The organism is Citrobacter tructae, from assembly GCF_004684345.1.
Taxonomy (GTDB): domain Bacteria; phylum Pseudomonadota; class Gammaproteobacteria; order Enterobacterales; family Enterobacteriaceae; genus Citrobacter; species Citrobacter tructae.
The window spans coordinates 1,744,995-1,757,400 of the sequence record NZ_CP038469.1; the positions used below are offsets into that span (position 1 = coordinate 1,744,995).

Sequence of the window (12,406 nt, forward strand, 5' to 3'; positions counted from 1 at the left end):
AATTTACCGTTACACGAGGTGCATTCCGCTGTTATTGAGCGCTGGGTGTAACATGCGATTTAACTGAGAGTAAGGTTCCAATATGGGCAGACAGAAATGAAAAAAGCACCCTTACAGGTGCTTTTCTCGGCGTTAAGTTTCGTTAAGAACTCAACCGTAAATATTGGCGCGATCGCGCAGTTCTTTACCTGGTTTAAAGTGCGGAACATATTTTCCTTCCAGGTCCACTTTGTCGCCAGTCTTCGGATTACGTCCGGTACGTGGTGCGCGGTAATGCAAAGAAAAACTACCGAAACCGCGGATTTCAATACGCTCGCCCTGCGCCAGAGTCGAGGCCATATGTTCCAGCATCTCTTTTACTGCGTCTTCAACCGCTTTCGCGGGAATATGAGGCTGCTGGGTTGCAAGTCTTTCAATCAATTCTGACTTGGTCATGATTCCTCCGGTTCCTTAAAGGCAAAATTAGCTGCTGCATTGATTAAGGGCGGCCGTAGCCGCCCTTTGTCATTGATTACAGGACGAATCCTGTAATCTGTCAAGCTACTCGTTACCCTTTGTGCCGTTAATAGCACAAAGGATTTGGAGCACTCGATATTACTCGCCTTTAGCTGCTTTGAAAGCTTCAGCCATTGCGTTGTTAGAGAAGTTTGCATCTTCCTGTTTGTTAACAGTTGCGATTGCATCTTTCTCATCAGCTTCGTCTTTAGCACGGACAGACAGGCTGATTGCACGGTTCTTACGATCAACGCCGGTGAATTTAGCTTCAACGTCGTCGCCTACGCTCAGAACCAGAGTTGCATCTTCAACGCGGTCACGTGAAGCTTCAGAAGCGCGCAGGTAACCTTCAACGCCGTCAGCCAGTTCTACGGTTGCGCCTTTAGCGTCAACTGCAGTTACTTTACCATTTACGATTGCGCCTTTCTTGTTCAGTGCAACCCAGTTGTTGAACGGATCTTCTGCGAGCTGTTTAACGCCCAGAGAGATACGCTCACGTTCTGCGTCAACCTGCAGAACAACTGCTGCGATTTCGTCGCCTTTTTTGTATTCACGAACTGCTTCTTCGCCTGCAACGTTCCAGGAGATGTCAGACAGGTGAACCAGGCCGTCGATGCCGCCGTCCAGGCCAATGAAGATACCGAAGTCAGTGATAGACTTGATTTTACCTTCAACACGGTCACCCTTGTTGTGGGTTTCCGCGAACTGCTGCCATGGGTTGTTTTTGCACTGCTTCAGACCCAGGGAGATACGACGACGTTCTTCGTCGATATCCAGAACCATAACTTCCACTACATCGCCAACGTTAACAACTTTGGACGGGTGGATGTTTTTGTTGGTCCAATCCATTTCGGAAACGTGAACCAGGCCTTCAACGCCTTCTTCGATTTCAACGAAGCAGCCGTAATCGGTCAGGTTGGTCACGCGACCAGTCAGTTTGGTACCTTCCGGATAACGCTTAGCGATAGCTACCCATGGATCTTCGCCCAGCTGTTTCAGGCCCAGAGATACACGAGTACGCTCGCGGTCGAACTTCAGCACTTTAACAGTGATTTCGTCGCCAACGTTTACGATTTCGCTCGGATGTTTAACGCGTTTCCATGCCATGTCGGTGATGTGCAGCAGGCCGTCAACGCCACCCAGATCAACGAATGCACCGTAGTCAGTGAGGTTCTTAACGATACCTTTAACTTCCATGCCTTCCTGCAGGTTTTCCAGCAGCTGATCGCGTTCTGCGCTGTTTTCGGATTCGATAACGGCACGACGGGAAACAACAACGTTGTTACGCTTCTGATCCAGCTTGATTACTTTGAATTCAAGCTCTTTGCCTTCCAGGTGCAGTGTGTCGCGGACCGGACGAACGTCTACCAGGGAACCCGGCAGGAACGCGCGAATACCATTCAGCTCAACAGTGAAGCCACCCTTGACTTTGCCATTGATAACACCAGTAACGGTCGCAGCTTCTTCGTAAGCTTTTTCCAGCGTGATCCAAGCTTCGTGACGTTTAGCTTTTTCACGGGACAGCAGAGTTTCACCGAAGCCGTCTTCTACTGCATCCAGAGCAACGTCAACTTCGTCACCAACCTGGATTTCCAGCTCGCCCTGGGCGTTTTTGAACTGCTCTGCCGGAATGGCAGACTCAGATTTCAGACCGGCGTCAACCAGTACGATATCTTTGTCGATAGCAACAACAACACCACGAACGATGGAACCCGGACGGGTTTCGATTTCTTTTAAGGATTCTTCAAACAGTTGAGCAAAAGATTCAGTCATGTTTAATCTTCAGGTTTCATATTTAACGTCCACCTGGCTCCGTGCCGGATGGGGTTGTTTAACATACCCGCTGTCAATCCATTGCAACGGGGGTACTGCAAATTCGGTCGCACTTAAGCGAGAGCCAGTTTTTGGCGCGCGTATTGTAACGCTTTTTCAATCACTTGCTCAATGCTTAATCGGGTTGAATCCAAAACTAAAGCATCAGCAGCGGGAACTAACGGCGCTACAGCACGGTTTCGATCGCGGTCGTCGCGTTCTTCGATCTCGGCCAAAAGGCGTTCAAAGTTAACACTAAAGCCCTTTTCCTGCAACTGTAGCATACGTCGATGCGCACGTTCTTGCGAGGAAGCGTCCAGAAAAATTTTAACCGGTGCGTCAGGGAATACCACGGTCCCCATATCGCGTCCGTCAGCGATTAATCCCGGCGCTTCACGGAAAGCGCGCTGGCGACGTAACAGTGCTTCACGCACTCGGGGAAACGCGGCTACCTGAGAGGCGGCGTTTGCCACTTCCTGAGTGCGGATTTCACCACTGACATCTTCACCTTCCAGAATAACTTCCAGATTGCCGTCTGTTGAGATAAATCGCACATCCAGATGTGACGCGAGCGGCACCAGAGCATCTTCAGAAGCGACATCAACATGGTGATGTAACGCTGCAAGTGCCAGTACGCGATAAATCGCGCCAGAATCTAACAGATGCCACTGCAATGCTTCCGCCATTGCCTTGCACAAGGTGCCTTTACCTGCACCGCTTGGGCCATCAATGGTAATAACCGGGGCAATTGCCGTCATCTTTTTCTCCTTAAACAGGCATACGTTAACGTAAACGCCGCGCATTATACGCGCCAACGCTAATAATCGTTAACACAGAGTGTAAAAACCTGATTAGTCTGTAACGATGTGAGGAAGAATTGCGCAATTATAGCGGGCTGAGGGGAAAACAGCCCGGAAGAAATACCGATTTACTTTTTAACCGAGGCAATACGCTCACGCATATGCTCTGCACGATCGGCAGGAGCCGGGTGAGACTCCATCAACGATTTTGCATGTCCCGCATCCATGGTGGCAAACTTATCAAACGCGGTGACCAAGCCCTGACGGCAATACCGCGCTTTTTCAATGTTACGGACAACAATGCGCCAGTCAGATGACTGGCGCAATACGAAGGCTAGGCAAGCGTACTAATACGCGCCAGCTGTTCGAAATAATCCGGGAAGGTTTTCGCCGTGCATTTAGGGTCAAGAATAGTCACTGGTGTATCAGACAGCGCTACCAACGAAAAACACATTGCCATGCGGTGATCGTTATAGGTCGCAATGTCGGCAAATTTTAACGTTGCAGGCGGCGTGATGCGGATAAAATCATGCCCCTCTTCAACGATCGCGCCCACTTTACGCAGTTCTGTCGCCATCGCGAACAGACGATCGGTCTCTTTGACGCGCCAGTTGTAGATGTTACGTAAGGTCGTCGTACCTTTCGCAAACAGCGCAGCCGTAGCAATGGTCATCGCCGCATCCGGAATGTGGTTCATGTCCATATCAACAGCGTTTAATTCACCGTGCGCACAGGCAATGAAGTCATCTCCCCACGTAACGGTCGCGCCCATTTTATCCAGTACATCGGCAAAGCGAATATCGCCCTGCATACTGTTGCGGCCAATTCCGGTGACTTTTACCGTGCCGCCTTTAATCGCGCCAGCCGCAAGGAAATACGAGGCCGATGACGCATCCCCTTCGACCAGGTATGCGCCAGGGGACTGGTATTGCTGCGCACCTTTAACAACAAAGTGTTGGTAGTTCTGGTTCTCAATCTCAACGCCAAACGTTTTCATCAGGTTCAGCGTGATGTCGATATAAGGTTTTGATACCAATTCGCCTTTAATCGCGATCGTCGTATCCTGCGGTGCCAGCGGTGCGGTCATCAGCAACGCGGTGAGGAATTGGCTGGAGACGCTGCCGTCCACCTCAACCTGCCCACCGGTAAAACCACCGCGCAGACGTAAAGGCGGATAGTTTTCCTGCTCCAGGTAATCAATTTTTGCGCCGCCCTGGCGCAGCGCATCAACCAGATGACCAATCGGGCGCTCTTTCATGCGTGGTTCGCCCGTCAGCACAATGTCATTGCTCCCCAGGCACAGCGCAGCGGCCAGCGGACGCATCGCGGTACCAGCATTGCCAAGGAACAATTCCACAGCACCTTCGGCCTGTAACGCACCGCCGTTACCGACAATTTCGCAGCGGGTACGATCGGCGGAAAGGGTGTAGCTAATCCCTAACGCATTCAGTGCGTTAAGCATATGGCGGACATCATCGCTGTCCAGCAGGTTGGTCAGGACAGTCGTGCCATTTGCTAATGCAGCCAGCAGCAAAGCGCGGTTAGAAACACTTTTTGATCCAGGCAGATTGATGGTGCCATCCACCCGCGCAATGGGTTGTAACGTCAGGGATTCCATGAAACTTAACTCTCAAAAACAGATATAAAAACCCCACAGGCTGGCTGTGGGGATGAAAAATAACAGCAGATTAGCCGCGGCGACGTTCGAAATCGATCATGAAATCGGTCAACGCTTTCACGCCTTCAAGCGGCATTGCATTGTAGATAGACGCTCGCATTCCACCGACCACGCGATGCCCTTTCAGCGCATGCAAACCCGCAGCAAAAGACTCTTCCAGGAAGAGTTTATCCAGTGCACTGTCAGCCAACTGGAATGGAACATTCATGCGTGAGCGGTTAGATTTCGCGACATCGTTACGGTAGAAGTCACTGTTATCAATTACGCCATACAGTAGTTCTGCTTTTTGCTGGTTAATTTTGTCCATTACGCTAACGCCACCCTGCTCTTTCAGCCACTTAAAGACCAGACCAGAGAGATACCAGGCAAATGTCGGCGGCGTGTTGAACATCGAGTCATTGTCGTTCAGGACGGTGTAATCGAGGATCGACGGACAGGACACGTGTGCTTTGCCCAGTAAATCTTCACGTACAATGACAATCGTCAAACCCGCTGGACCAATATTTTTCTGTGCGCCGGCATAGATAACGCCATAGCGGCTAACATCAAGTGGCCCGGACAGAATGGTGGAAGACAGATCCGCCGTCACCACCACATTACTGGCAAAATTCGGCGTTTCATCGATCGCGATGCCATCGATGGTTTCGTTCGGGCAATAGTGCAGATAAGCCGCATTGTCAGAAAGTTGCCACTCGCTCATCGGCGTGACAGCCCGCAAACCGTCGACGGTGATTTTGGCGTCAATCACGTTTGGCGTGCAGTACTTTTTTGCTTCTTTAATTGCACTGGCTGCCCAGTAGCCGGCATCGACATAATCCGCCGTGGTTTTATCGCCCAAAATATTGAGTGGGATCCCGGCGAACTGACCGCGACCACCGCCATGGCAGAATAACACCTTGTAATTGGAGGGAATGCTGAGGAGATCGCGAAAATCCTGCTCTGCTTCCTCTGCAACCTGGATAAACTCTTTGCCACGGTGACTAATTTCCATGACCGACGTGCCAAGACCATTCCAGTCGCGGAGATCCTGTTGAGCCAGTTTAAGAACGTCCGCCGGTAGCATTGCCGGACCTGAACTAAAATTGAAGACCTGAGCCATTTCCCCTCACCACGTTGTGTTGTTATCCAGTCAACATCCTGTCTTTGGCTATTTTTCCAGTGACAGACATTGGGCATATGTTATTCCTGTGGATATCGGTTTTATCATTCAGTGACACGCGCCGCAATGGGTAAAACTGGTCAGGGCAAAAATGTGTTATTCATCACACAACAGAATCTATCGGATTGACTACCAAAAACCGATATTTTCGCTGTCAGGTTACCCGTTTTGCCCGGCTGGCCTTCGTCCATTCTGGATTTGCACAGCGTGGACATAATTGATGATCCCCGGCGTGCATGTGAATCACCTCACTACAGCGTACGCAGGCATAATCCCCCGCTTCCGGCACCACCTTAAATCGTTGGGTACAACGTTTAGGCAGAATGCTGAGACCGGGTTTAACGTCTTCGTTGGCAAAGAAATAGACGCTGATTTGCCCATTGGTCTCCAAAATGGCGAGTTTCACCTGGCCTAATTGCTCCACGCCGTTCAAACGTAATTCCATAAAAAATTCGAATTCCGTCATATTAGCGTTATTGAGCTTCGACCATGACAACTCACCGTCTTCGATGATCACCAAGGGTTTGCCTTCCAGCAAATCTTCCAACTTTTCACTGTGCGCCATCAACCACATCACTAAGCGATAAAGCAGCGCGAGGGTAATGAAGACCACCAGTACCGGGAGCAGCGGGACATCGTCATAAAACGCCACATCCCCCGCCGCCGAACCTAACGTCAGGATAATCAGTACTTCAAAAAGCGACATCTGCCGTACGCCACGCCGTCCGGTGATTTTTAAAAACAGGAAAACCAATATAAAGGTATATAAGCTACGCAGCGCAACCTCACCCAGAAACTCCATGGGTACTTTATCAAGTGCCATACGGTGTAAATCGAATGCTTTCATTTTGTACTCTTAACGTTGGTTACCGTGTGAAAGCATAGTCAACGCTTTTATTTGCGTCACAGCGGTAGCGGCGATAGCGCCGTTCATATAAAACCCGTATCATTGCGCGCTTTCCGTACGACAAAAGTGATTTTCATGACGCAAACATTTATTCCCGGCAAAGATGCCGCTCTGGAAGATTCCATCGCCCGCTTCCAGCAAAAACTCCTCGACCTCGGTTTCCAGATTGAAGAAGCCTCATGGTTGAACCCCGTTCCTAACGTCTGGTCTGTGCATATTCGCGATAAAGAGTGCGCACTGTGTTTCACCAACGGTAAAGGCGCGACGAAAAAAGCGGCGCTGGCTTCCGCGCTGGGCGAATATTTTGAGCGTCTGTCTACTAACTACTTCTTTGCCGATTTCTGGCTGGGTGAAACCATCGCTAACGGCCCGTTCGTGCACTACCCGAACGAAAAATGGTTCCCGCTGACTGAAGATGACAATGTGCCGGAAGGTCTACTGGATGACCGTTTGCGCGCATTCTACGATCCGGAAAACGAACTAACCGGCAGTATGCTGATCGACCTACAGTCAGGTAATGAAGAACGCGGTGTCTGTGGCCTGCCGTTTACCCGCCAGTCTGATAACCAAACCGTGTACATTCCGATGAACATCATCGGTAACCTGTACGTCTCTAATGGGATGTCTGCGGGTAATACCCCGAATGAAGCACGCGTTCAGGGACTGTCTGAAGTCTTTGAACGTTATGTGAAGAATCGCATTATTGCAGAAAGCATCAGCCTGCCGGAAATTCCGGCCGATGTACTGGCACGCTATCCGGCAGTAGTCGAGTCCATCGCCAAACTGGAAGCTGAAGGGTTCCCAATTTTTGCCTATGATGGCTCACTGGGCGGAAAATACCCGGTTATCTGCGTGGTGCTGTTTAACCCGGCTAACGGGACCTGTTTTGCTTCATTCGGCGCCCACCCGGACTTCGGCGTAGCGCTTGAGCGTACCGTCACCGAGCTGTTGCAGGGCCGCGGTCTGAAAGATCTTGATGTCTTTATGCCGCCGACCTTTGATGATGAAGAAGTGGCTGAGCATACCAACCTCGAAACCCACTTCATTGACTCCAGCGGCCTGATCTCCTGGGATCTATTCAAGCAAGATGCCGATTATCCGTTCGTTGACTGGAATTTCTCCGGCACCACGGAAGAAGAGTTCGCCACTCTGATGGCTATCTTCAAAACTGAAAATAAAGAAGTGTATATCGCTGATTACGAGCATCTGGGCGTTTACGCTTGTCGTATCATCGTTCCGGGAATGTCCGACATCTATCCGGCTGAAGATCTGTGGTTAGCGAACAACGGTATGGGTGCGCATCTGCGTGAAACGATTCTTTCTCTGCCCGGCAGCGAATGGGATAAAGAAGACTATCTCAGCTTGCTCGAACAGCTGGATGAAGAAGGTTTTGACGACTTTACCCGCGTGCGTGAGCTGCTTGGCCTGGCAACTGGCCCAGATAACGGTTGGTCCACTCTGCGTATTGGCGAGCTGAAAGTGATGCTGGCGCTGGCCGGTGGCGACCTAGAGCAGGCGCTGATTTGGACCGAATGGACGATGGAATTTAACGCATCCGTCTTTAGTGCTGAACGAGCCAACTACTACCGTTGCCTGCAAACGTTGTTGCTGCTGTCACAGGAAGACGATCGCCAGCCTCTGCAGTATTTGAACGCCTTCGTGCGTATGTACGGTGCCGATGCTGTCGAAGCGGCGAGTGCGGCATTAAGTGGAGAAGCGCCGTTCTATGGTCTTCAGCCCGTCGACAACGATCTGCATGCTTTCCCGGCACATCAGTCTCTGCTGAAAGCCTACGAAAAACTGCAGCGCGCAAAAGCAGCACACTGGTCAAAATAATGGCAAACAGCCTGTTCTGAGTAGGCTTCAACAATTGACTACGCTATATTACGGGGCGCTTTTAGTGCCCCGTTTTTTTTATTTTTGCGTAATCAAAAATAAATGTAAAAACAAGGTTAAAAATTAGTAGTTGATATTAAAAAAAATAGTTTGTTAGCGTTGCAATTTATCTCAATTACTCCATTTTAATTAACCGCTCAACTGGAGGGTAAAGGAAAAAATTCAACTCACTTTATAATTTTTAAAATTTATTTTTACTTGGATAATCAAAAAGTTACTCCGTAATTGCATAAAAACCATGCGTCTTACGGGCCTATAAGCCAGGCGAGATATGATCTATATCAAATTCTCATCTATAATGCTTTGTTAGTATCTCGTCGCCGACTTAATAAAGAGAGAGTTAGTGTGAAAGCTGACAACCCTTTTGATCTTATACTTCCTGCTGCTATGGCCAAAGTTGCCGAAGAAGCAGGCGTCTATAAAGCAACGAAACATCCGCTTAAGACGTTCTATCTGGCAATTACTGCCGGTGTGTTCATTTCAATTGCCTTTGTTTTCTATATCACCGCCACGACCGGTACCGGAACGATGCCTTTCGGCATGGCTAAGTTGATCGGCGGTATCTGCTTCTCCTTGGGGCTGATTCTTTGTGTTGTCTGCGGCGCTGACCTCTTTACCTCAACCGTACTGATTGTCGTCGCTAAGGCCAGTGGGCGTATAACCTGGGGCCAACTGGCAAAAAACTGGCTCAACGTTTATGTTGGCAACCTGGTCGGTTGCTTGCTCTTCGTGCTACTGATGTGGCTTTCCGGCGAATATATGACCGCCAACGGCGCATGGGGGCTAAATGTCCTGCAAACCGCCGATCACAAAGTGCATCACACCTTTGTTGAAGCAGTCAGCCTTGGCATTCTGGCTAACCTGATGGTGTGTCTGGCCGTATGGATGAGCTACTCAGGTCGCAGCCTGATGGACAAAGCGTTTATCATGGTATTACCGGTCGCAATGTTTGTTGCCAGCGGTTTTGAGCACAGTATCGCAAACATGTTTATGATCCCTATGGGTATCGTAATACGCGATTTCGCTACACCGGAATTTTGGACCGCTGTCGGTTCTTCTCCGGAGAATTTTTCTCACCTGACCGTGATGAATTTCATCACCGATAACCTGATTCCGGTTACGATCGGTAACATTATCGGCGGCGGTTTGTTAGTCGGGTTGACATACTGGGTCATTTACCTACGTGGTAACGATCATCATTAATCTGTTGATGTTCATTACACGTAGTAAATAAAAAATCCACTTAAGAAGGTAGGTGTTACATGTCCGAGCTTAATGAAAAGTTAGCCACAGCCTGGGAAGGTTTTACCAAAGGTGATTGGCAGAATGAAGTAAACGTCCGTGACTTCATTCAGAAAAACTACACTCCGTATGAGGGTGACGAGTCCTTCCTGGCTGGCGCAACTGAAGCGACCACTGCACTGTGGGACAGCGTGATGGAAGGCGTTAAACAGGAAAACCGCACTCACGCGCCTGTTGACTTTGACACCTCCGTTGCTTCTACCATCACTTCTCACGACGCTGGCTACATCAACAAGCAGCTTGAGAAAATCGTTGGTCTGCAGACTGAAGCTCCGCTGAAACGTGCAATTATTCCGTTTGGCGGCATCAAAATGGTTGAAGGTTCCTGCAAAGCGTACAATCGCGAACTGGACCCGATGCTGAAAAAAATCTTCACCGAATACCGCAAAACCCACAACCAGGGTGTATTCGATGTTTATACCAAAGACATTCTGAACTGCCGTAAATCCGGTGTTCTGACTGGTCTGCCAGATGCGTATGGCCGTGGCCGTATCATCGGTGACTACCGTCGCGTTGCGCTGTACGGTATCGACTACCTGATGAAAGACAAGTACGCTCAGTTCGTCTCTCTGCAGTCCGATCTGGAAAATGGCGTAAACCTGGAAGCGACTATCCGTCTGCGTGAAGAAATCGCTGAACAGCACCGCGCACTGGGTCAGATCAAAGAAATGGCAGCTAAATATGGTTGCGATATCTCTGGTCCGGCTACCAACGCTCAGGAAGCTATCCAGTGGACCTACTTCGGCTACTTGGCCGCTGTTAAGTCTCAGAACGGTGCAGCAATGTCCTTCGGTCGCGTATCCACCTTCCTGGACGCATACATCGAACGTGATATCAAAGCAGGCAAAATCACCGAACAAGACGCTCAGGAAATGATTGACCACCTGGTCATGAAACTGCGTATGGTTCGCTTCCTGCGTACACCTGAATATGATGAACTGTTCTCCGGTGACCCGATTTGGGCAACTGAATCTATCGGTGGTATGGGCGTTGACGGCCGTACTCTGGTTACCAAAAACAGCTTCCGCTTCCTGAACACCCTGTACACTATGGGTCCTTCTCCGGAGCCGAACATCACCGTTCTGTGGTCTGAAAAACTGCCTCTGAACTTCAAGAAATTCGCCGCTAAAGTGTCCATCGACACCTCTTCTCTGCAGTATGAGAACGATGACCTGATGCGTCCGGACTTCAACAACGACGATTACGCTATCGCTTGCTGCGTAAGCCCGATGGTTGTTGGTAAACAAATGCAGTTCTTCGGTGCGCGTGCAAACCTGGCGAAAACCATGCTGTACGCAATCAACGGCGGCGTTGACGAAAAACTGAAAATCCAGGTTGGCCCGAAATCTGAACCAATCAAAGGCGATCTGCTGAACTTCGACGAAGTGATGGATCGTATGGATCACTTCATGGATTGGCTGGCTAAACAGTATGTCACCGCACTGAACGTCATCCACTACATGCACGACAAGTACAGCTACGAAGCCTCTCTGATGGCGCTGCACGACCGTGACGTTGTTCGCACCATGGCGTGTGGTATCGCAGGTCTGTCCGTTGCTGCTGACTCCCTGTCTGCAATCAAATATGCGAAAGTTAAACCGATTCGTGACGAAGACGGTCTGGCTATCGACTTCGCAATCGAAGGCGAATACCCGCAGTTTGGTAACAACGACTCTCGCGTTGATGACATGGCGGTTGACCTGGTAGAACGTTTCATGAAGAAAATTCAGAAACTGACTACTTACCGTAACGCTATCCCGACTCAGTCTGTTCTGACCATCACTTCTAACGTTGTGTATGGTAAGAAAACCGGTAACACCCCAGATGGTCGTCGTGCTGGCGCACCATTCGGACCGGGTGCTAACCCAATGCACGGTCGTGACCAGAAAGGTGCTGTTGCCTCTCTGACCTCCGTTGCTAAACTGCCGTTTGCTTACGCTAAAGATGGTATCTCTTACACCTTCTCTATCGTTCCGAACGCTCTGGGTAAAGACGACGAAGTACGTAAGACCAACCTGGCTGGTCTGATGGATGGTTACTTCCACCACGAAGCGTCCATCGAAGGTGGTCAACACCTGAACGTGAACGTCATGAACCGTGAAATGCTGCTGGACGCGATGGAACATCCTGAGAAATATCCTCAGCTGACCATCCGTGTATCTGGTTATGCAGTACGTTTTAACTCCCTGACTAAAGAACAGCAGCAGGATGTTATTACCCGTACTTTCACTCAGACCATGTAATTCCCTGTCTGACTGAAAAAGAGTACAATAAAGGCTCCACGTAAGTGGGGCCTTTTTAACAGGTTACTCCTCAGACCCAGCCTGTTTCGTCAGCTATCTATACTTATGGATGAC

9 protein-coding genes and 1 pseudogene are annotated in these 12,406 nt (G+C 49.7%); 3 read left to right on the forward strand and 7 right to left on the reverse strand.

Annotated features, from left to right (window positions below):
- Positions 1 to 150: 150 nt before the first annotated feature.
- From ihfB to E4Z61_RS09240, 7 genes and pseudogenes are all read right to left on the reverse strand, one after another.
- Positions 151 to 435, reverse strand: a complete 285-nt coding sequence (gene ihfB, locus E4Z61_RS09210) for an integration host factor subunit beta (RefSeq protein WP_003035780.1) — start codon at positions 433 to 435, stop codon at positions 151 to 153.
- Between the two features lie 159 nt (positions 436 to 594).
- A complete protein-coding gene (gene rpsA / locus E4Z61_RS09215; protein WP_045441262.1) occupies positions 595 to 2,268 on the reverse strand; it encodes a 30S ribosomal protein S1 in 1,674 nt (557 codons plus the stop codon).
- A 113-nt stretch (positions 2,269 to 2,381) separates the two neighbouring features.
- Complete coding sequence (gene cmk, locus E4Z61_RS09220; protein WP_045441261.1) at positions 2,382 to 3,065, reverse strand: (d)CMP kinase; 684 nt, start codon at positions 3,063 to 3,065, stop codon at positions 2,382 to 2,384.
- 170 nt (positions 3,066 to 3,235) lie between these two features.
- Positions 3,236 to 3,393: pseudogene (locus E4Z61_RS09225) on the reverse strand (metalloprotease); the annotation flags it as partial.
- Between the two features lie 48 nt (positions 3,394 to 3,441).
- Positions 3,442 to 4,725 carry a 3-phosphoshikimate 1-carboxyvinyltransferase gene (aroA, locus tag E4Z61_RS09230; RefSeq protein WP_135322508.1) on the reverse strand — a complete coding sequence of 428 codons (1,284 nt, stop codon included), beginning with the start codon at positions 4,723 to 4,725 and terminating at the stop codon, positions 3,442 to 3,444.
- A gap of 70 nt (positions 4,726 to 4,795) precedes the next feature.
- Positions 4,796 to 5,884: a 3-phosphoserine/phosphohydroxythreonine transaminase gene (serC, locus tag E4Z61_RS09235; protein ID WP_135322509.1), complete on the reverse strand. Its 1,089-nt coding sequence runs from the start codon at positions 5,882 to 5,884 to the stop codon at positions 4,796 to 4,798.
- Between the two features lie 214 nt (positions 5,885 to 6,098).
- On the reverse strand, positions 6,099 to 6,791 hold the full coding sequence (locus E4Z61_RS09240) for a DUF421 domain-containing protein (protein WP_135322510.1): 693 nt from the start codon (positions 6,789 to 6,791) through the stop codon (positions 6,099 to 6,101).
- Positions 6,792 to 6,926: 135 nt separating this feature from the next.
- Between E4Z61_RS09240 and ycaO the strand changes: the two genes are divergently transcribed.
- From ycaO to pflB, 3 genes are all read left to right on the forward strand, one after another.
- Positions 6,927 to 8,687 (forward strand): 30S ribosomal protein S12 methylthiotransferase accessory factor YcaO, encoded by a 1,761-nt coding sequence (gene ycaO, locus E4Z61_RS09245; RefSeq protein WP_135322511.1) that lies wholly within the window; start codon positions 6,927 to 6,929, stop codon positions 8,685 to 8,687.
- Positions 8,688 to 9,092: 405 nt separating this feature from the next.
- Positions 9,093 to 9,950 (forward strand): formate transporter FocA, encoded by an 858-nt coding sequence (focA, locus tag E4Z61_RS09250; protein ID WP_135322512.1) that lies wholly within the window; start codon positions 9,093 to 9,095, stop codon positions 9,948 to 9,950.
- Between the two features lie 59 nt (positions 9,951 to 10,009).
- Positions 10,010 to 12,292, forward strand: coding sequence for a formate C-acetyltransferase (pflB, locus tag E4Z61_RS09255; RefSeq protein ID WP_135322513.1), 2,283 nt, complete (start codon positions 10,010 to 10,012; stop codon positions 12,290 to 12,292).
- Positions 12,293 to 12,406: the final 114 nt, after the last annotated feature.

Bases quoted from the DNA above. Each gene is read 5' to 3' on its own strand.
- cmk (WP_045441261.1), bottom strand. From the start codon at position 3,065: ATGACGGCAATTGCCCCGGTTATTACCATTGATGGCCCAAGCGGTGCA.
- pflB (WP_135322513.1), top strand. From the start codon at position 10,010: ATGTCCGAGCTTAATGAAAAGTTAGCCACAGCCTGGGAAGGTTTTACC.
- rpsA (WP_045441262.1), bottom strand. From the start codon at position 2,268: ATGACTGAATCTTTTGCTCAACTGTTTGAAGAATCCTTAAAAGAAATC.
- E4Z61_RS09240 (WP_135322510.1), bottom strand. From the start codon at position 6,791: ATGAAAGCATTCGATTTACACCGTATGGCACTTGATAAAGTACCCATG.
- ihfB (WP_003035780.1), bottom strand. From the start codon at position 435: ATGACCAAGTCAGAATTGATTGAAAGACTTGCAACCCAGCAGCCTCAT.
- ycaO (WP_135322511.1), top strand. From the start codon at position 6,927: ATGACGCAAACATTTATTCCCGGCAAAGATGCCGCTCTGGAAGATTCC.
- aroA (WP_135322508.1), bottom strand. From the start codon at position 4,725: ATGGAATCCCTGACGTTACAACCCATTGCGCGGGTGGATGGCACCATC.
- serC (WP_135322509.1), bottom strand. From the start codon at position 5,884: ATGGCTCAGGTCTTCAATTTTAGTTCAGGTCCGGCAATGCTACCGGCG.